The organism is Brevibacillus sp. GCM10020057 (assembly GCF_042683565.1).
In the GTDB taxonomy this organism is placed as follows: domain Bacteria; phylum Bacillota; class Bacilli; order Brevibacillales; family Brevibacillaceae; genus Brevibacillus.
In genome coordinates this window covers 21,786-40,088 of record NZ_JBHUJW010000031.1, presented here as the reverse complement: position 1 = coordinate 40,088, position 18,303 = coordinate 21,786, and the positions used below count along the sequence as shown (strand labels likewise).

Genomic DNA, 18,303 nt, shown 5'->3' with positions numbered 1-18,303 from the left:
AAAATGATGGCCACCCTGCTGGCTGGCTCGCTCTGCCTAACTGCCGCCCTCCTGCTCTCGCCTCTGATGCCCGCAGTTGCAGCAGCGGCTTCAAGCCCGCACATCACGTACAAGCCTCCCGCCGAATCCGGAAAAGTATCTGTTTTTGAATGTGCAGATGGTCTCCATCGCCAACCCGCAGGTGCCTGCCCTGAAAAGAACTTACACAAAGACGGACTATTTTATCGACATGGACAGCGGCGGATCGTATTGGAAGCTGGCCTTAGATACGAATCGCGAGTTCGCCTCCTCAAAAAAAGGATTTTTGTGGAATCTGTACGACTTCGTGGCGATTCTCCCCCCTGCCTTCCCAGCGGGTATAGACCTGGATGACCTCGACAGACGTATCTCCCAAGCGGAACCGTACTCAGATGAAGACCGCGAGCTTAGGGAGAGAAGAGCCCAGCTCTACATGAACGCCCGCCTCCAGCCGCTCATCGATGCCGGCTACGTCAGACCCGAGGAGATCGACGACGGGATCGCGACGAAACAGTTCGTTGCGACCGTCCTCTACCGCGTGTTTGGCGAAATCCGTCCCTATCACGGGGGCATTGACCTGAAAGATTCGGACGACACAGCCGTGCGCTGGGCCGTAGAGGTCGGCCTGCCCGGATTTGTCGTGGACAGCAAAGGCTATCTGTATCCCCATACGCCGCTCAGCATGGAGCCGGGACCGTTTGAACACCCCGAGGAGTATGCGTACGAACGGCTGTCGAACTTCATCACGCTGGTGCTCCCCGGCAAGAAGACGGCAAACGGATGGGAGTATTATCAGGTGAAGCTGCTGCCCGGGATGGTGCCGGCGCAGGCCCGAGAGCTGATCTACGTCAACGGGAAGCCGTATATATCCGATTCTCCCTTTGATGTGTTGGCTACTCCTGAATATGACAAGGCAAACAAGGCGATCAGGCAATATTTTATTTCGCGCTTCCCCCAAATGCTTGAGCAGGCGAGAAAAGACGCTCTGAAACCGCGGGTCTGGGACTGGAGCCGCGATCTCATCCATCACCCCCGCTTCGCCAAAGAAATCTCCGCCTACCGAAAAAGCAAGACGAACAAAAACGTAAACGCCGTCTACCAGGCGGTGCGTCAGTACTACAATTTGACCATCGCCCAAGACTCGGCCGCGAACATCAAAAGCGTGCTGGATCACGTGAAGTAACACTCTCCGCAGGCGCGCTGGTCATCCGAGCACTTCCGCCATCGCTACCAGAATGTGCTGCTCGCCAATGAACCCTGGAATGCGATCGAGGCTCCCCAAGGTCAGCTCAATGAATGGGATGAGCATTCGACCTACATTCATGCCATGGAAGTCATGTCCATCTACGACCTGCACATCCACCGGGACTGCACAGCTTCTGGTCGGGCAGCGCATCCGCCGCTTTATTTCGTGACGACCTCTGCCTGTTCGGCCGCTTTGCATTGCCCTGCGTACGTCGCTTTTTTCCCGAACTGGACTCTCGCCAGCAAATCTACGAGGTGCACCGCTTCCATCCGGTCCTCCAGGCCAGCCCGGTTGATGCCAGCCTTCATCTGCAGCAGGCACCCGGGGTTGGAGGTGACCAAGATGTCCGCCTGCGTGGCGGCGACGTGGCCCATCTTCTCGTCCAGCAGGCTGCCTGCCATCTCGGGCTGGATCAGGTTGTAGATGCCTGCCGAGCCGCAGCAGCGGTCGCCCTCGCGCAAAGGCACGTAAGTCGCGCCGGGGATCGACTGCAGCAAGGCGACAGGTTCTTTGGTGACCTTCATGCCGTTGCGCAAATGGCAGGAAGACTGGTAGGTGACGCGCATCGGCTGGGGCAGGGCGTTCCACGCCGCCGGATCGGTCAGCTCGGCCAGCAGCTCACTGATGTCTTTCACGCGTGCGGAAAACCATTTCGCTTTTTCCTGCCAGAGCGGGTCCTCCGCCAGCAGATGTCCGTACTCCTGGAGCATGGCCCCGCAGCCGCCCGCATTGGAGACGATCACGTCCACACCTGCCGCGCTGAAGGCCGCGATGTTTTTCCGCGCCAGCTCTCTCGCGGCTTCACGCTCTCCACTGTGAGCGTGAAGGGCGCCGCAGCAGACTTGGCCTTCGGCAATGACGACCTCGCAGCCGGCTTCCGTCAACAGGCGTACTGTGTTGAGATTGGTCTCACTGAACAGGACGTCCATGATGCAGCCGTGGAACATGCCGACGCGGCGTTTCCGTTCGCCAACGGCCGGGATGACCGTGGCGCCGAGATAGTCTCTGACCCCTTTTCCCGATGCTTCCGGCATGATCGCCTCCATCTCGCCCAGCTGCTTCGGCAAAATGCGGAGCATGCCGAGCCTGCGCACCGCTTTCTGGAGACCGGAGCGCTGATAGAAGCGCAGCAGGCTGCCGAGCCGATACATCCGGTCCTGCCGGGGGAACAGATGCGTGAAAACGACTTTGCGCACGAGCTTGATCCATGTCGGATGCGCCTGCACTTCCTCGATCGCTTCCCGCGTCTGCTCGATCAGCTGGCCGTAGGGAACGCCCGCCGGACAGACTGGCTCGCAGGCGCGGCAGCAAAGACACAGATTCATCTGGTCCACAAAATCCTGGTCCGGCTCCATGACGCCGTCCGCCACCGCTTTCATCAGCGCGATCCGCCCCCGTGGGGACGCCGCTTCGTAACCTGTCTCGCGAAAGGTCGGACAGGCGGGCTGGCAAAAGCCGCAGCGCATGCAGTTGGACAGCTCGTCGTAATCCAGTTTGTCGATCAACGCTTCTCTAAGCACGACTGACCACCACTCTGTTCCTTGTTTCTTTGGCGAACATCTTGCCGGGGTTGAGCAGGTTGTGCGGATCGAAAGCGCGCTTGATGCCTTTCATCACTTCGATGCCTGCCGCACCCACCTTCCATTCGAGATACGGCGCCTTGACGATTCCGACCCCGTGCTCGCCAGTAATCGTGCCGCCCAGTTCGATGGCCGCTGCGAATATTTCCGCGAATGCTTCCTCGACCCGTTCGATTTCTTCGTGATTGCGCGCATCGGTCATACAGGTAGGATGCAGATTGCCGTCACCTGCATGACCAAAGGTGCAAATGTGCAGACCGTACCGCTGCGCGATCTCTTGAATAGCGGCGACCATCGGGGCAATCTGGGCGCGCGGCACCGTCGCGTCTTCGAGAATCGTCGTCGGGCGCAGCCGGGACAGTGCGGCCAGGGCGCTGCGTCTCGCCGTCATCACTTCGTCTGCTTCCTCCGGCGTCGTCGCGACCTTGATCTGGACGGCATCGTTTTGCTTGCAGATCGCCGCGATCTTCTCCATGTCGCGGTCCACCGACTCGGGCTCGCCGTCCTGGCCGATCAGCAAAATGGCGGCGACATCCGTAGGCAGACCGATTTGCTTGAAATCCTCCACGACGCGGATCGTCCCCTGATCCAGAAACTCCAGCGTCCCCGGAATAATCCGATTTGCGATGATATCCGAGACGGAGCGAGCCGCCTGTGACAGGTCGGCGAACATCGCCAGCATGACGCGCTGGGTTTGCGGCTTCGGAATCAGCTTGAGGATCGCCTGCGTGATGATCGCCAGGGTGCCTTCGCTGCCAACCAGCAGCTTGGTCAGGTCGTAGCCTGCCACGTCCTTCATCAGCTTGCCGCCGGTGCGGATGATTTCGCCGTTCGGCAGCACTGCTTCCAGTCCGAGCACGTAGTCTTTCGTCGTCCCGTATTTCAGGCCGCGCAGTCCTCCGGAATTGAGCGCGATGTTCCCGCCGATGGTTGAGATGACCATGCTGCCCGGGTCTGGCGGATAGAAAAGACCGCGCGCTTCTACCGCCTGGTGAATGTCCGAAGTGCGGACGCCCGGCTGTACGGTGATCGTCAGGTTTTGCTCGTCGATTTCCACGATCCGGTTCATCCGGTTCAGGACGAGGACGATGCCCCCGCCGACCGGAATCGTGCCTGCGCACAGATTGGACCCGGCTCCCCGCGTGACGATTGGAATCTGATGCTTGGCGGCTACCCGCACGACTGCTTGGACTTCTTCCGCGCTTTGCGGCATGACGACGACATCCGGCAGGGACTGCTGCATCGGAGTAGCGTCATACGAATAGGCGACCAGCGCTTCCTGCCGATCCAGACAATGCTTTTCGCCCACGATAGCTCGCAGCTCGGAGCGAATGTGTTCTGGCAACATGGAAATCCCCTCCTGGATTAACTGTACTTCTGAATCGCTTCCCGGATTCTCCCATTGGTAAGATTCAACAAATGCGCCCCCTCTTCCCTGCTCGTACCCGTCAGCTTCAGCAAAATCGGCGGACGCAAAAAAGGTGCCCTATTCAAAGGCACCTTTTTTGCTTGTCTTTCTTCGATATACATAGAGGCCAGATTAGAAATCAAAATTGTCCGGGTCCGGACCTACGCGCACGCCTTCATCCAGGGCGTCGATCTTCGCCATGTCTTCTGCGGAAAGCTCGAAGTCAAAGACATTTGCGTTTTCCACGATCCGATGTTCCTTGATGGATTTCGGGATGGTGACGACGCCGTTTTGCAGATCCCAGCGCACGATGACTTGCGCGACGGATTTGTCGTGGCGCTCTGCGATCTCTTTGAGCACCGGATGGTCGAGCAACTGGCCTTGCATCAGGGGCGACCACGCTTCCATCTGGATGCCGTTTTCCCGGCAAAAAGCCAGCAGCTCTTTTTGCGCGAGGCGCGGGTGGTACTCAATCTGGTCGACCATCGGTTTGATCTCCGCGTCCTTCATCAAGTCTTGCAAATGATGTACGTGGAAGTTGGACACGCCGATCGCTTTGACCTTTCCGTCCTTGTAGATTTTTTCCAGGGCGCGCCATGCGTCCTTGTACTTTCCTTCGACCGGCCAGTGAATCAGGTACAGGTCGAGGTAATCCAGACCGAGCTTTTTCAGACTCGTCTCGTAAGCAGCCAGCGTAGCCTCGTAGCCAAGGTCGGAATTCCATACCTTGGAAGTGACGAACAGCTCCTCGCGGGTAATGCCCGCATCCTTCATGCCAAGGCGAATGCCTTCGCCAACGCCTTCTTCATTGGCGTAGACGGCAGCGGTATCGATACTGCGGTAGCCATTGCGGATGGCGGCGCGCACCGCCTCGATGACTTCCTGGCCATCCTGTACTTTAAACACGCCGAGGCCGAGCCAAGGCATTTTTACTCCGTTTGCGAGTGTTGTTGCAGCTTGCAGATTGGTTGTCATGAACACGTAACCTCCTTATGGTTTTTGCTAACCCTGGAACGGCCAGCCTTGCCTTCCAATACTCGGCTCCAGCCTGTCAAAATGACGGCGCCAAGCACCATAATTCCCCCGACCCATGTCGTATGAATAAGCCCGATCGAATCCGTGATAACTCCGCCCAGATAGGCGCCGATCGCGATGCCCGCATTAAACGCGGCGATGTTGACAGCCGACGCCACATCCTTGGCGCTCGGCACGTACCGCTCCGCCAAAATGACGACGTATACCTGCAGACCCGGCACGTTCATGAACGCCATGATGCCCATGAAAAAGATCGTGACCAGCCCGGCGAGCTTGAACGGCACAGTAACGAACAGGATGAACAGGACGAGCGCCTGCACGACAAACATGACCAGCAAAGCTCCGAGGGGATTGCGGTTCGCGAACTTTCCGCCCGCCACGTTGCCGATTGCGATGGCAATGCCGTAGACGAGCAGGATGATCGCGACTTGTGCTGCAGAGAAACCGGCAATATCAGTCAGCAAGGGCGACAGGTAGGTGAAGACGACGAACGTCCCACCGTAGCCCAAGGTAGTGATGATGAACATGAGGAGCAGCCGGCCGTTCGTGACCAGCTTCAGCTGATCGCCGAACGTCGTCTTGACTCCTTTGCGCAAATTCCCCGGGACGAGCAGGGAATTGGCGATCAGTGCAATGACGCCGACCAGAACGATCGCGGCAAATGCAACCCGCCACCCGAGCTGCTGGCCGAGGTACGTCCCCAGCGGCACGCCCGTTACCGTGGCGACCGTAAGCCCGGTAAACATAAGGGAAATCGCGCTCGCCCGGCGATCCTCCGGCACGAGGTCAGCGGCAATCGTCGACCCGATCGACATGAATACGCCGTGGGCAAATGAGGACACGACACGCCCGACGAGCAGCAACGCAATCGAGCCCGCACTGGCCGCGATACTGTTGCCCGCGATGAAAAAGATCATGATCCAGAACAGCAGCGTCTTTCTCGGCAAACTCGACGTGAGCGAGGTGAGTACAGGTGCTCCGACGGTAACACCCAGCGCATATAAAGTAACAGTCAGTCCAGCAGTCGTGACCGGGATGTTCAAGTCTTGCGAAATCAACGGCAGCAAGCCTACGCTGATAAACTCCGTCGTTCCGATCGCGAACGCGCTGATCGCCAGGGCAAGCAGGGCCAGCGTGCTTCGCTTTGTTCCTTCTGTCACAAGTATTCCTCCTTGATATTGAATCAACCGTTCGTTCACCGCGAACGGAAAAAGAATGGTATGGTGAATACCAGCTGGCAAATGCTATTATGGAGGATAGAAAACAGAATGAGAAGTACACACTTTTTTGTATGATAGGAACCTGAAAGTATCATAGGCACTTTTTTGTACCTATGCGATTTTATTAATGAAAGAAGGAGCCGGCATGAAGAAAAAGAAGTACAACATCTCGGTAGAAGCGACACTGGAGGTGATCGGCGGCAAGTGGAAATGCGTGATACTCTGCCATCTGACCCACGGGGCGAAGCGGACGAGCGAGCTGAAGCGGCTGATGCCGGGCATCACCCAAAAGATGCTGACCCAACAGCTGCGCGAACTGGAGGAGGACGGCATCATCAACCGGATCGTCTACAACCAGGTTCCGCCGAAAGTGGTATATGAGCTAAGCGAGTACGGCTGGAGCCTGAAAAACATTCTCGACACGCTCTGCGCCTGGGGCGAGCGGCATATCATCCGCGTTTACGGCGATACGGAAGGCATGCTGGAGGACAGCATCCTCAACCACAAGCGCTGACCGGAAGCCGCCCGTCCCTTGCCTCCAAAAAAAAGTCGGGAAAGCCCGTGCCAGCGGTCAAAAAATCTGGCTGCGCCGGACAGAAACCTGAGCCACTCCACTCCGAACGTCAAAAAAGGCCATCCAGCTCATGTGCACTGGATGACCTTTTTTGCGTCAAGCCGAACTGACCGTTTGCCCCGGAACCGGCTGTCCCGGTTGTTTTGCCGGATCAGGCAAACAGGCTGACGAGATTGCCGTCCGGGTCGGCCACGATGGCGTAGCGCTGTCCCCAGAAGGCGTCCCACGGCTCGCGATGGCCCGCGTAGCCGTGCTCCACGAGCTTCGCGTACAGCTCGTTTACGGCGTCCGCGCTGTCGCACAAAAACGCCAGCTCGATCCGATGCCCCGTCGGCTCCTCCCAGCCGCCGTACACATCGCGGGCTACCTCTACCGTATCAAAGGCGAGGCGCACGCCGTCCTGCACGACCTCCACATGCACGTCGGCATTGGCGCTCTCCGGTATATCCAGCCCGAGCAGGCGGTAAAAATCCAGCGATTTCTTCATGTCCTTCGTGACAATCCCTACCATATCCAGCTTGATTCCCATAGCGAACCGCTCCTTTCTCATACCATTAATGACAGCTCTTGCCGCACTTTCTTCGGCAGCTTTTGCACGATTTGCTCGTGGGCATGCGCGATCATCCGCTCCCACAGCTCGTGCGGAATGTCCGCATCGAAGTAAACGGAATTCCAGTGCGTCTTGTTCATGTGGTAACCAGCGATAATGCCCGGATAGATGTCGCGCAGCTCGCCCGCCCAGGCCGGGTCGCATTTCAGCGTGAGGATGTCCTTCCCCTTGCCGTCACTGCCGATCATGGCAAACAGCTTCCCGCCGACATGATAGCGATCGCACTCCCACACAGGCTGGTAATCGTACGTGCATCCGGGCTGCTTCCGGCACCAGCCGTCCAATGTTTCCTTGTCCACGTTTCCTTCCCCCCCTTCCACAGGCACGGCTCCTACTCGAGATAGCGGTAATGGGGCTGAGCCAGGCCAGGCTGAATGACAGGCGGTTGCAGCGGCCGATACATGCGACTAGACACAGAATCCCCTCTGCCTTTTCGAGCCTTCTTTACTATTACCTCATTTTACCACCTGAGCTTTCTTCGATATACAGTGTCCGCTGACAAATCCCCGGGCCGCTCTCGCCTTGCCCTCTCACTTCTTGCGCCCTTCCCGTATATCATAGCGAGAATGGACTTTTTCCAAGCGAGGTGCATGGTGCATGATCTCCTCCTGCAAATGGAGCCTTCACAAGTTCTTTGCCAAAAGCCCGCACATCCGCCCCTATTTGCCTCCCACCTCCCTGTACCAGCCTGCCGCCCTCCGCACTTATTTGGGCCAGTACGACACCGTCTTTATCAAGCCGACGAGAACCCATATGGGAAAAGGCATCGTGCGCGTCCAAAAAAAGCCGGACGGCTACCAGTTGGTCAAGGAGCGGGGAGAGCCCGTTCACGTCTCCACCCTCGATGAATTGCAGCAAAAGCTGGAAAGGCTGTGCAGTGAAAAAACGCACATCGTCCAGAAAGGCATCGACCTCGCCGAGCTGAACGGACGGCCCTACGACATCCGCGTAATGATGATGCGCAACGGTCTCGGCAAATGGCAGTATGCCGGGATGCTGGCAAAGGTCGCAGGGGCTGACAGCGTCATCACGAATGTAGCCCGCGGAGGCGGCTATGTCGTCACTGTTCCCCACGCGCTGAAGAAGTCGCTGTCTCTCTCCCCCGCAGAAATCCGCCGGATCGAACGGACGCTCATCCACCTTAGCTATCAGGTCTGCTCCCATTTCAACAAGTACCGGCACTCCGCCCAGATCGGCGTCGACTACGCCATCGACAAGCAAGGACAAATCGCCGTGATCGAAGTCAATTACGACTTTCCGTCTCACGGACTATTCGCCAAGCTCAAGGACAAAACCTACTTTCGCACGATCAAGCGACTGCACTACCAGTACCGCAAGCGGGTCAAGCACAAAAAAAGCCGCGTGCGCACCTGACAGCTCTCTTGTCCCGGCGGGTGAAGGGGGCGGGCCTGCCACGGCTCACCGCCACTCCACCGGATGTGCCGAAATGCCAAAGAGGGGCTGTCTCACAAGTCGATGTTTTGACTTGGAGACGCCCCGTTTTCCGTTCAAAAGCGTTGAAAAAGAAATGGTTTTCAAATTGATTTGGTAACGATGGGGATCAGGGCAAATGACTTCCGGGCTATTCGTGCGCCAGCGCTGTGCCGCGGCCATCCAGCATGGAGGTGCAGTTCGGGCAGCGCGTCGCCTTTACCGGGATCGTCGTGATGCAATGCGGGCATTCCTTGGTCGTGACCGGAGCCTCCGCCACTTCCTGCTTGCGCTTGAACCGGTTCAACTGCTTGATGACGATGAAGATGGAAAACGAGATGATCAAAAAGTCGATGACCGAGTTGAGAAACAGCCCGTAGTTCAAGGTCGCTGCCCCTTTACTTTTGGCTTCGGCCAGCGTCGCGTAATGCGTGCCGCTCAAATTGATGAACAGATTGGAAAAATCGACCTTGCCCAGCAGCAGCCCGATTAACGGCGTGATGATGTCGTTGACCAGTGACGTTACAATTTTCCCGAAAGCTCCGCCGATCACGACACCGACTGCCAGATCGACGACATTTCCTTTCAGGGCAAACTCTTTGAATTCCTTTATCAAGTCCTTTTCCTCCTCTGTTCTCCAGCACTCACTTGCCGTATCAGGCAGCAAAAAGCACTCGTGGTCCGCCTCGACGCGCACATCCGCTTTTGACATCTGGCGCTGCGCTGAACCAGCCGATTACCTTATGCTAACCAAATCAAAAACAGCCGTCAAATGGCGATCTGCATGCTACTTCTCTCCTATTGCACCGCGCTCACGACTATTTTACACTTATCCATAACTTCGACATAATTCGCCACATTCTGTAACATTCCGACCTCTCGAAGACTGGGAAACTGGGAAACGAAGCGATAAAGGAGATAAGGATCATGCTCTCGATTGACCCTTCGACGAACGAGTTACTTTCTTTGGCAAAAGCTCAACTCCTCCGCGCCCTCCACCTTCAGCAGACGAAGCCTTATTTGCCGATATGGGGAGAGCTCTACACCTCGCTGCGCGATATCGCGAAGCACGGACAGCAGACGCAGGAAAACGTGCTGATCTACCCGCTTCGCCCTACAGGCGCCCTCTGGTATTTGCATGAAGAAAACCGGTTTTTGGCGGATCTACCGGAACCCGGCATCACGATTAAACTGACACAGGAGCAGCTTTTGGACGCTCTGGTCAAAGGAAGCTTCCCGCCGCGTCGGCCCACCAACGGCTGAACGTTCTCAGCCTTGTTTGCAAAAAAAAGCCCAGGTTATCAACAACCCGGGAAGAGTAGTACGGAAGTAATTACGTGAATGTCTTTATCTTAAATCGCTAGACCTATTAATACTAGCTGTAATTTTAGGTATATGTACCTAGTTTTACCCTTAATAAAAAAGAGGCGGCCCTCCTGCACAGATTGGGTACCGCCATCCCGAACTTCCCCAAGTTCGTTCATACAGGCATTGTACTATGAAACGTTGACATCGAAAAGTGTCAGGTTTTGTTTTATCACAACTTATTGAAAATCTTTCTATCGGGCATTGCTGTTTTTGCAAAACGGCCCAAAGTCTGCCCGCGCACCAGAACCGTTCTTCTAGTGGTCGCCGCCGCCCGCTGCATCTGCTGCCATCGATCCGAAAATGATGTACAAATAGACGTACTGACTGACGCTCACTTTTGGAAACACGAAGACGATGTTCGACTTTCCTTCCCATTGCCTCACCGTATACCGCAGGTTGCTCGCTCTGATTTTCTTCAAAATGCGCGATGCTTCGCGCCACGAAACGGAAAACTGGACGTTTTTTTCCATCAGACTACCACCTCACGCGGCTAGTATGCCCGATTCGGAAAAAGGCAACACCTGTCCTTATTCGTAGCGCAGCGCATCGATCGGTTTCAGCTGCGCCGCTTTTCGCGCCGGGTAGACTCCGAACACGACACCGACCAGGGAAGACGTCAGGAATGCGTACAAGATCGGGGAAAGGCTGATCGCCGTCGCAATGCCGGCGAAACGGCTGAGCGCCGCGGCGGCACCGATGCCTGCCACAATCCCTACGATCCCGCCGATCAGGCTAAGGGTGACCGCCTCAATCAAAAACTGGCGCAAAATATCGCCGCGCTTCGCTCCGATCGCCTTGCGGATGCCGATCTCGCGCGTCCGCTCGGTCACGGACACGAGCATGATGTTCATGACCCCGATTCCCCCGACGATCAGGGAAATCGCTGCGATCCCCGACAGCAGTGCCGTCATCGAGCTGGACACTTCCTGCGCCGTGCTTAAAATATCGGTCTGCGACGTTATGCGAAAATCGTCTGCTGTCTGCGGACGCAGGTTGTGCCTGACCCGCAGTGTGCTCTGGATGTCGAGTTGCGCCTGCTCCATCTGGTCCGACGATTTTGCCGACACGTAAATCGTCCCGACGTTTTTCCCTCCCGTCAAACGGCTCATGGCCGTCGTGATCGGGATCAGGATGCGGTCGTCATTGTTCGTCATCCCGGAGCTTCCCTGGCTTTTCAGCACCCCGATGATCGTAAAGGGAATCCGGTTGATCTGGACAGTTTGCCCGATGGGGGTGACGCTGCTATTGGCAAACAGGTTGCTCGCGACCTCGGTTCCGATCACTGCCACGTTGAACTGCTGCTTGACTTCAAAGTTGGTAAAAAAACGCCCGCGCTCGACCTGGACGTTGCGCACCTGGGGAAACGCCGCCGTCGTGCCTTCCAGCGAGCTGGAGTAGTTGCTACTGCCCCAGACGATCTGCGCCCTGCCATTCACGCTTGGAGCCACGCCGGACACGGACTCCTTTTGCTCGATCGCCTCGGCGTCCGCCAGCGTCAGCGTGTTGAGCGAGCCTGCCCCCAGATTGACTCTGCCCTGCGTCGCCTGTCCTGGCGAGACGATCAACAGGTTGCTCCCCAGCCCGTTGATCTGCGAGGCCACACTGCTCGAAGTCCCTTCCCCGATGGCGACCATCGCGATCACCGCCGCGACCCCGATGATAATGCCCAGCATGGTGAGGATGGATCGCAGTCCGTTGGCTTTTATGCTGCGAAATGAAATGCGTACGCACTCGACAAAACTCATCGCTTCCCTTCCTCCCCATGCGCTCTTCTCCGGTTGCTCACCACTTCGTTGGAGACGATCTGCCCATCCCGGAACCGGACGATTCGTTTGGCGTAATCCGCGATGTCCGGCTCGTGCGTGACGAGGATGACAGTCTTGCCCGCGTCGTTCAGCTGCTGGAAAATGCCCATGATTTCTTCGCTCGTCCGGGTATCCAGCGCCCCCGTCGGCTCATCCGCGAGCAAAATGACCGGGTTGTTGACCAGCGCCCGGGCGATGGACACGCGCTGCTGCTGCCCGCCGGACAGCTCGTTCGGCTTGTTGTTCAAGCGCTCCTGCAGCCCGACATCGATCAGGGCCTGGACGGCGCGCTCCCGCCGCTCTTTCGCAGGGACGCCGCCGTAGAGCAGCGGCAGCTCGACATTTTCCACGGCCGTCGTGCGCGGCAATAGATTGAAGTTTTGAAAGACGAAGCCAATCTTGCGGTTGCGGATTTCCGCCAGTTCGTCGTCATGGGCTTGCGAGACAGGTTGGCCGTCCAGATAAAACTCCCCGGAGGTCGGCTTATCCAGGCAGCCGATGACGTTCATCATCGACGATTTCCCCGACCCGGACGGTCCCATGATCGCGACGAAATCGCCTTCGTCGATCGTCAGGCTGACGCCGCGCAGCGCATGGATTTCCTGATCGCCGATGCGGTACAGCTTTTTCAGGTCTTCGATTACAATGACTGGTTTCATCTGCTCATCGCCCTCTCATTCCGCCTCCTCCGCCAGAGAAGCCGCCTCCCATGCCGCCGAAGCCTCCTACGCCGCCCATACGGGTCATGCCGCCCATGCGGTTGGCGTTCTGCTCTGCTGACGCTGCGGACGTATTCATTGCCATGATGACGACTTTATCGCCTTCCTGCAGCCCTTCTGTAATCTCCACCTTGTCCGAGGCGAAATAGCCGATTTTGACAGGCTGAAAGCGATACGGTCTGGCCGCGCTGCGCGCATTGCCTTCCTTGCTGCCGCTTTCCCTGGTGCTGCCTTCTGTGTACAGGTAGACGCCGTCTTTCCCGTTCATCGTCTGCAAGGCTTGCGCAGGCACGACCAGCACGTTTTGATGGGTGCCGATCTCGATTGTGACGTTCATCGTCATGCCGATTTTCAGCTTGCCTTCCTTGTTGTCAACCGTGAGCAAAACGTCGTAGCTCGTCACGCCGGACTCTGTTTTGGCCTCCGGGTAGACCAGCTTGACTTTGCCCGAGAACGTCTCATCAGGATAGGAGCTCGTCGTGAAGCTGACGCTCTGCCCTTCCTTGACTTTGCCAATGTCGCTCTGGCTGATCTGGGCCAGAACTTCCAGACTGCCGGAATTGGAGTTGTCCATGATGATGAAGTCGCTTCCCGGGATTTCCCCGACGTTCCCGTTTACTTGCACGATGACCCCGTCCATCGGCGCTTTCAGCGTGACGGCATTCAAAGCCTTTTGCGCCTGCTGCAACTGCGCCCTCGCCTGCTCGACCGCTGCCTTCGCGGACAGGACTGTTGAGGCGTCCGGGCCTTTTTTCGCTTCGTTCAGCGCTTCGACCGCCGTGTCGTATGCGGCCTGCGCCTGCTCGATCTTGCTCGACACCTGACCGCGAGCCTGCCCTGCCGTCAGCACCGCCGTATTGTAGTCGCGCTGCGCCTGCTCCAGCTCCGACTGCGCAGTGTCATACTCCGTCTTGGAGATCGCGCCTGCCTCGTACAGCGCTTTTTGCGACGCGTATGTCTTCTGGGCATTGGCGAGATTGGCTTTTGCTTTTTCCTCATCGCTTGTCGCCTTTTGCGAATCGATGGACTGCTTCGCCAATTCCAGCTCCGTCCTGGCCTGGGTGACGTTCGCCTCCAGCGTGCGCATCTCCGCTGTCGTTTTGCGCTTCTGCGCTTCCTCCAGCTTCGCCTGCGCGGACAGCAGATTGGCCTGTGCGTTGGTCACCTGGATCTTCGCAACGGAATCGTCCATCGTGGCGAGCACTTGCCCCACCTTTACCTGATCGCCCACCCCGACCACGATGGAGGAGATCGCATCCTTGGCATCCTCCACATCCGCAAAGGACAGGGAGGTGCGCTTGGACGCCTGAACCGTACCGGACGCCAGCACCGTCTCGGTCACATCGCCTTTTGACACGGGTATTACCTGAAAGGCAGCCTGTACCCTCGTCGGCGTCATGTACGCCTGATAGCCGTACACACCGCCGCCAATCAGCACGACGGCCACTCCGAGTGCGATCCACCGTTTCTTGTTCATTCTCCCTGTGGAGAACCGTTTTCCTTTCCCATTCATTTCCGTCACCTGGAGACTCCCCCCACTCGCTTTCTTGTTTGCATGAACCTCGTGATGGGATCAAATATACGGAACAAATGCGTCAGGATTGCGTCAGGAGCCTTTTATTGATTTGAAAATGAAAACGAATATAGTAATATTAGGAAAAATTGCTGCACTGTTCAAAAATTTGGATGGGCCAAGCATGATTTGGACCGGTTCGCTTTCCTCAAAAATTCTTTGTTATAGGTGAAACGATCAGGCATGACAAAGAAAAACATAACAACGTTTATTATGGCCTCCCTGATTTCTGCGTTAGGGAGTCGGAAGGATTTTTTTCCTGGAAATTTTCAAGCGAATTACTATCCTGCAAAAAAATATTGTCGTCACGTTTATCTTCAGTCTGTTGGGAAGTGCGGCTATACTGGCCCCGTTGGGAGCAATCCCTCGATCCTTTTGCTGAGTATACTGGAATTCGTGTTAGGCGGTTTCATAGCCATTTCAAAAGTATGTGAAAGAACCTTTTTGCAGACGATCGTCCCATCTGCGCATCTAGGGAAAATAGGGTCATTAAGACAGGCTTTGCAAATTTCCGTTAAATTGCTCTCGGTCCCTCTTGTTGTGGTTGTTGTGAAATGGTTTGAGATGATCTTGGTTTCAATCGGATTGACTCTTTGCTATGTACTTGCAGCGATCTGTTTAGTTAACAAGGGCGATCAACAAAAACTCATGAAAGAGGTGAAACATTTATTTCGTCGACATAGTTGAATAGCGCAATGGCAAGAAAAAAGGCACCCCTTGGAATTTACATCGGAAACCCGCAGAGGTTTCTCCCATGTCTATTCCAAGGGGTGCGCTCAAACTTTAGACAAGGCATCAGTCTCCTCTACACTTCCACACCTTTTCGCAAAGTCAGCGTGAAGGTCGTGCCTGCTTCCGAGGATTCCGTCAGCTCCAGATTTCCCCCCAGCGCCTGGGCGATCATCCGGCTGAAGGACAGCCCCAATCCCAGCCCGCGCACGGTATGCTTCTTCTCCTCGCCACGATAAAAACGGTCAAAGACAAAGGGCTGCTCCGCCGCAGGAATCCCCGTCCCGTGATCCTGCACGACAATTCGTATGTCCTGTGGTGTCTCGCCAAGGCGTATCTCGATGCGTCCGCCGGGTCGGGACGCCTGGGCCGCGTTGTTCAGCAAATTGTACAACACCTGCTGCACCCGCAGCGGATCGGTGAAGACGATGATCGGCCGCTCGGGCTTCTCCACGTGCAGCGAGAGGTTGTCCTCCTCCTGTCCGATCCGCCACTGATGGGTGATTTCCTGCACCAGCTCGTACACATCCTGGCTCTCCCGGCGAATGCGGATGTCTCCGACCGCAAACGAGTTGAAATCGAGCAAATCCTCCACCATTTTTTGCAGCCGCGCCGTCTCACTGGTACATATTTCCAAAAATTCCTTCGCCTCCGCTCCCGTGACGATGTCGTCTTTGACGGCCTGCACCAGCCCGCTGATCGAGGTGACGGGCGTCTTCAGCTCGTGGGTCACGCCTGCGAGCAGCTCCGTCCGCATCATCTCCAGCTGACGCAGCCGGTCTGCCATCTCCTTGAACGAGTGGATCAGCTCGTAAATTTCCGTTTCCTTGCTGTCTTTTTCCAGGCGGATGTCGTAGTCGCCGATCACGATCTGCTTCGCGGCCGCTGCGACGTCCATGATTGGCTGCGACAGCTTTTTCGTCAAAAGGAAAATGACCAGCCATCCGAGCAGTCCCAGGCTGATGAGCATAATAAACAGAAGCTGAAATTCCGTGGTGCTGCGCATCATTTCCTTTTTCGGCGTGAACAAAAAGACCCAGCCGACCGTTTGCTCCTTGGCGGTAATGCTGCGTTTGACGAACAAAAATTGCTCTCCCCGCGAGAGGGTGATCTCCGTGACGTCCTCCCCGGCATCCGTCAGTTGGGCAGCGCGCGCGGACAGCTCGTTGGAAAGGGGGCCGGGCAAGTCAAACAGCGGCTGCTTTTGCGCCCCCAGGATCAGCATGAACGGTTTGTAATTTTGCCGCAGTGATTGCTGCCTGTTGTCCAGAATGCGGAACAAAAACGGCGCGACCTTGATATTTCCGTCCGCATCGAGAACGCGATCCGCTATTTCGCCGGCCGTCAGCCGCATGAAGTCCAGCCGCTTCTGCGTTTCATTGTAGTTGATCCACAGGCTGGAGGCGATCCCGATGACGAGCAGGCCGACGCACAGCGTAATCAGGTAGCGTGTCGTCCAGTAGCGAAAAAGCGTGGTTTGCCTGTTCTTATTCATAGACACACAGCTTGTATCCCAGACCGCGATAGGTCCGGATCTCCCCTTCTGAAGCCGGCCAGTTTTCCAGAGATCGGCGGATTCGTTTGATCGCCAGGTCTACGGCCCGGTCGCTGCCTTCGTAATCCATGCCCCACACGTGCTCAATGAGCTGCTCCCTCGTGAACGTCTGGTTTTTGTACTGCGCCAAAAATAAAAACAGGGACAGGTCCTTGGGGGTAAACGCCAGCTCAATCCCGTGCAAAGTTACGGTATATGCCTTGAAATCGACTTTCAGGCTGCCGAACTGTCTGACCCGATCGCCTTCTATCATGTTCGTCGAACGCCTGAGCACTGCCTGGACGCGCGCCACGACCTCGTCCGCGATGAACGGCTTGGTGATGTAGTCGTCCGCCCCTTGATGCAGTCCCATCAGCTTATTGTCAATTTGCCCCAATGCCGTGAGCATGATCACGGGACATGAGCTTTTGTTCCGAATATACTCCAGGATGCTCCAGCCGCTCCTGCCGGGGAGCATGACATCCAGCAGGACGAGCGCCGGATTGCCCGCATCGAATTTGCGCACGGCCTCATCGCCGGTAAATGCCTGCTCGACGTGAAACTGACTCTTTTCCAGATAAGCCTTCAAGACGCGAGAGATCGGCAGTTCGTCTTCTACAATCAGGATGCTCTTCACTTTCGCTTCACTCCTCTTGCGATCGCAACAGACTCTCTTCCTAGCGTATGAGAGGAATATGTCAAACAGATGTCTGGAGCAAAGTCTCTTTCCCGATTACAATGAGAGGAAAAACAGGCAGGAGGGCACATGCCATCATGAACCGCTTGACAGAAGAAGAAAAAATCGGGCTGTACAAAGCCATCAGCAACCGCAGGGACATCCGCACCTTTCGCAGCGACCCCATCCCGTCCGAGAAACTGGCGATGATTCTGGCCGCCGCTCACCATGCCCCGTCCGTCGGCTTCATGCAGCCGTGGAATTTCATCATCGTCACAGAAGATGCCACCAAGCAGCAGCTCGCCGCCTGCGCAGACAAGGAACGGCGCGCCCTGGCGATTCATTACGAAGGATCGGGCCGCGAATCGGCTTTTCTGGAGCTGAAAATCCAGGGAATCAAGGAAGCACCCGTCACGATTTGCGTGACCTGTGACCCGACTCGCGGCGGCGACCACGTGCTCGGACGAAATTCGATTCCGGAGACCGACATCATGTCCGTCAGCTGCGCCATTCAAAACATGTGGCTGGCTGCGTACGCAGAGGGCCTCGCGATGGGCTGGGTCAGCTTCTATAAAAAGCAGGACGTGCGGCGCATCCTGGAAATCCCGCCCCATATCGAGCCGGTAGCGCTATTGTCTGTCGGTTATACGGACGACTACCCGGATCGCCCCCTCCTGGAAAAACACCGGTGGGAAAAGCGGCTCGACTTGCAAAAGCTCATTTTCCGCGAACGCTGGGGAGAGGAAGCCTCCGACCCCAAGTAAGGCGTCTGCTTCC

Annotated in this window: 19 protein-coding genes; 6 read left to right on the top strand and 13 right to left on the bottom strand. The window is 56.6% G+C overall.

Annotation, left to right across the window (positions count from 1 at the left end; translation table 11 throughout):
- Nucleotides 1-145 precede the first annotated feature (145 nt).
- On the top strand, nt 146-1,201 hold the full coding sequence (locus tag ACFSO0_RS09775) for a hypothetical protein (protein ID WP_376879440.1): 1,056 nt from the start codon (nt 146-148) through the stop codon (nt 1,199-1,201).
- 221 nt (nt 1,202-1,422) lie between these two features.
- On the opposite strand, the gene ACFSO0_RS09770 is transcribed toward ACFSO0_RS09775, so the two are convergent.
- The 4 genes from ACFSO0_RS09770 to ACFSO0_RS09755 form a co-directional block, all read right to left on the bottom strand.
- On the bottom strand, nt 1,423-2,784 hold the full coding sequence (locus ACFSO0_RS09770; RefSeq protein ID WP_376879437.1) for a (Fe-S)-binding protein: 1,362 nt from the start codon (nt 2,782-2,784) through the stop codon (nt 1,423-1,425).
- The gene (locus ACFSO0_RS09765) at nt 2,777-4,192 is read right to left on the bottom strand and encodes an FAD-binding oxidoreductase (RefSeq protein ID WP_376879434.1); all 1,416 of its coding nucleotides are present in this window, start codon (nt 4,190-4,192) and stop codon (nt 2,777-2,779) included. The genes ACFSO0_RS09770 and ACFSO0_RS09765 overlap by 8 nt, the downstream gene beginning before the upstream one ends.
- 192 nt (nt 4,193-4,384) lie before the next feature.
- On the bottom strand, nt 4,385-5,227 hold the full coding sequence (locus tag ACFSO0_RS09760; RefSeq protein WP_376879432.1) for an aldo/keto reductase: 843 nt from the start codon (nt 5,225-5,227) through the stop codon (nt 4,385-4,387).
- A complete protein-coding gene (locus tag ACFSO0_RS09755) occupies nt 5,224-6,447 on the bottom strand; it encodes an MFS transporter (protein ID WP_376879429.1) in 1,224 nt (407 codons plus the stop codon). Before ACFSO0_RS09755 ends, ACFSO0_RS09760 begins: the two co-directional genes overlap by 4 nt.
- Before the next feature lie 205 nt (nt 6,448-6,652).
- Between ACFSO0_RS09755 and ACFSO0_RS09750 the strand changes: the two genes are divergently transcribed.
- A complete protein-coding gene (locus tag ACFSO0_RS09750; RefSeq protein ID WP_376879427.1) occupies nt 6,653-7,021 on the top strand; it encodes a winged helix-turn-helix transcriptional regulator in 369 nt (122 codons plus the stop codon).
- A 211-nt stretch (nt 7,022-7,232) separates the two neighbouring features.
- Here the strand turns inward: ACFSO0_RS09750 and ACFSO0_RS09745 are convergent, their stop codons facing one another.
- Nucleotides 7,233-7,610, bottom strand: coding sequence for a VOC family protein (locus ACFSO0_RS09745; RefSeq protein ID WP_376879425.1), 378 nt, complete (start codon nt 7,608-7,610; stop codon nt 7,233-7,235).
- Nucleotides 7,611-7,627: 17 nt separating this feature from the next.
- Nucleotides 7,628-7,990 carry an MmcQ/YjbR family DNA-binding protein gene (locus ACFSO0_RS09740; protein ID WP_376879422.1) on the bottom strand — a complete coding sequence of 121 codons (363 nt, stop codon included), beginning with the start codon at nt 7,988-7,990 and terminating at the stop codon, nt 7,628-7,630.
- 298 nt (nt 7,991-8,288) lie between these two features.
- Between ACFSO0_RS09740 and ACFSO0_RS09735 the strand changes: the two genes are divergently transcribed.
- Nucleotides 8,289-9,065 (top strand): YheC/YheD family protein, encoded by a 777-nt coding sequence (locus ACFSO0_RS09735; protein ID WP_376879419.1) that lies wholly within the window; start codon nt 8,289-8,291, stop codon nt 9,063-9,065.
- A 208-nt stretch (nt 9,066-9,273) separates the two neighbouring features.
- Here ACFSO0_RS09735 and mscL read toward each other — a convergent pair whose 3' ends face one another.
- Complete coding sequence (gene mscL, locus ACFSO0_RS09730) at nt 9,274-9,738, bottom strand: large conductance mechanosensitive channel protein MscL (RefSeq protein WP_376879417.1); 465 nt, start codon at nt 9,736-9,738, stop codon at nt 9,274-9,276.
- A gap of 311 nt (nt 9,739-10,049) precedes the next feature.
- Here mscL and ACFSO0_RS09725 point away from each other — a divergent pair, with 311 nt between their 5' ends.
- Nucleotides 10,050-10,385 (top strand): hypothetical protein, encoded by a 336-nt coding sequence (locus tag ACFSO0_RS09725; RefSeq protein WP_376879414.1) that lies wholly within the window; start codon nt 10,050-10,052, stop codon nt 10,383-10,385.
- Between the two features lie 359 nt (nt 10,386-10,744).
- Here ACFSO0_RS09725 and ACFSO0_RS09720 read toward each other — a convergent pair whose 3' ends face one another.
- The 4 genes from ACFSO0_RS09720 to ACFSO0_RS09705 are packed head-to-tail and all read right to left on the bottom strand — an operon-like array spanning nt 10,745 to nt 14,527.
- Nucleotides 10,745-10,960 carry a hypothetical protein gene (locus ACFSO0_RS09720; RefSeq protein ID WP_376879412.1) on the bottom strand — a complete coding sequence of 72 codons (216 nt, stop codon included), beginning with the start codon at nt 10,958-10,960 and terminating at the stop codon, nt 10,745-10,747.
- A gap of 57 nt (nt 10,961-11,017) precedes the next feature.
- Nucleotides 11,018-12,235 (bottom strand): ABC transporter permease, encoded by a 1,218-nt coding sequence (locus tag ACFSO0_RS09715; protein ID WP_376879409.1) that lies wholly within the window; start codon nt 12,233-12,235, stop codon nt 11,018-11,020.
- Complete coding sequence (locus tag ACFSO0_RS09710; RefSeq protein WP_376879406.1) at nt 12,232-12,954, bottom strand: ABC transporter ATP-binding protein; 723 nt, start codon at nt 12,952-12,954, stop codon at nt 12,232-12,234. Before ACFSO0_RS09710 ends, ACFSO0_RS09715 begins: the two co-directional genes overlap by 4 nt.
- A 4-nt stretch (nt 12,955-12,958) precedes the next feature.
- Complete coding sequence (locus ACFSO0_RS09705; protein WP_376879623.1) at nt 12,959-14,527, bottom strand: efflux RND transporter periplasmic adaptor subunit; 1,569 nt, start codon at nt 14,525-14,527, stop codon at nt 12,959-12,961.
- Between the two features lie 243 nt (nt 14,528-14,770).
- Between ACFSO0_RS09705 and ACFSO0_RS09700 the strand changes: the two genes are divergently transcribed.
- A complete protein-coding gene (locus ACFSO0_RS09700; RefSeq protein ID WP_376879404.1) occupies nt 14,771-15,274 on the top strand; it encodes a hypothetical protein in 504 nt (167 codons plus the stop codon).
- Between the two features lie 118 nt (nt 15,275-15,392).
- Here the strand turns inward: ACFSO0_RS09700 and ACFSO0_RS09695 are convergent, their stop codons facing one another.
- Together ACFSO0_RS09695 and ACFSO0_RS09690 are read right to left on the bottom strand one after the other, a co-directional pair.
- Nucleotides 15,393-16,811: a HAMP domain-containing sensor histidine kinase gene (locus ACFSO0_RS09695; protein WP_376879621.1), complete on the bottom strand. Its 1,419-nt coding sequence runs from the start codon at nt 16,809-16,811 to the stop codon at nt 15,393-15,395.
- Entirely contained in the window at nt 16,804-17,487 is a 684-nt protein-coding gene (locus ACFSO0_RS09690) for a response regulator transcription factor (protein WP_376879402.1), read from the bottom strand. Before ACFSO0_RS09690 ends, ACFSO0_RS09695 begins: the two co-directional genes overlap by 8 nt.
- Before the next feature lie 137 nt (nt 17,488-17,624).
- Here ACFSO0_RS09690 and bluB point away from each other — a divergent pair, with 137 nt between their 5' ends.
- Nucleotides 17,625-18,290, top strand: coding sequence for a 5,6-dimethylbenzimidazole synthase (gene bluB, locus ACFSO0_RS09685; RefSeq protein WP_376879400.1), 666 nt, complete (start codon nt 17,625-17,627; stop codon nt 18,288-18,290).
- Nucleotides 18,291-18,303: the final 13 nt, after the last annotated feature.

What these genes read in the sequence shown, in the direction of transcription:
- ACFSO0_RS09765 (WP_376879434.1), bottom strand. Translation starts at nt 4,192, where the DNA reads ATGTTGCCAGAACACATTCGCTCCGAGCTGCGAGCTATCGTGGGCGAA.
- ACFSO0_RS09760 (WP_376879432.1), bottom strand. Translation starts at nt 5,227, where the DNA reads ATGACAACCAATCTGCAAGCTGCAACAACACTCGCAAACGGAGTAAAA.
- ACFSO0_RS09750 (WP_376879427.1), top strand. Translation starts at nt 6,653, where the DNA reads ATGAAGAAAAAGAAGTACAACATCTCGGTAGAAGCGACACTGGAGGTG.
- ACFSO0_RS09745 (WP_376879425.1), bottom strand. Translation starts at nt 7,610, where the DNA reads ATGGGAATCAAGCTGGATATGGTAGGGATTGTCACGAAGGACATGAAG.
- ACFSO0_RS09735 (WP_376879419.1), top strand. Translation starts at nt 8,289, where the DNA reads ATGATCTCCTCCTGCAAATGGAGCCTTCACAAGTTCTTTGCCAAAAGC.
- ACFSO0_RS09725 (WP_376879414.1), top strand. Translation starts at nt 10,050, where the DNA reads ATGCTCTCGATTGACCCTTCGACGAACGAGTTACTTTCTTTGGCAAAA.
- ACFSO0_RS09720 (WP_376879412.1), bottom strand. Translation starts at nt 10,960, where the DNA reads ATGGAAAAAAACGTCCAGTTTTCCGTTTCGTGGCGCGAAGCATCGCGC.
- ACFSO0_RS09715 (WP_376879409.1), bottom strand. Translation starts at nt 12,235, where the DNA reads ATGAGTTTTGTCGAGTGCGTACGCATTTCATTTCGCAGCATAAAAGCC.
- ACFSO0_RS09710 (WP_376879406.1), bottom strand. Translation starts at nt 12,954, where the DNA reads ATGAAACCAGTCATTGTAATCGAAGACCTGAAAAAGCTGTACCGCATC.
- ACFSO0_RS09705 (WP_376879623.1), bottom strand. Translation starts at nt 14,527, where the DNA reads ATGAATGGGAAAGGAAAACGGTTCTCCACAGGGAGAATGAACAAGAAA.
- ACFSO0_RS09700 (WP_376879404.1), top strand. Translation starts at nt 14,771, where the DNA reads ATGACAAAGAAAAACATAACAACGTTTATTATGGCCTCCCTGATTTCT.
- ACFSO0_RS09695 (WP_376879621.1), bottom strand. Translation starts at nt 16,811, where the DNA reads ATGAATAAGAACAGGCAAACCACGCTTTTTCGCTACTGGACGACACGC.
- bluB (WP_376879400.1), top strand. Translation starts at nt 17,625, where the DNA reads ATGAACCGCTTGACAGAAGAAGAAAAAATCGGGCTGTACAAAGCCATC.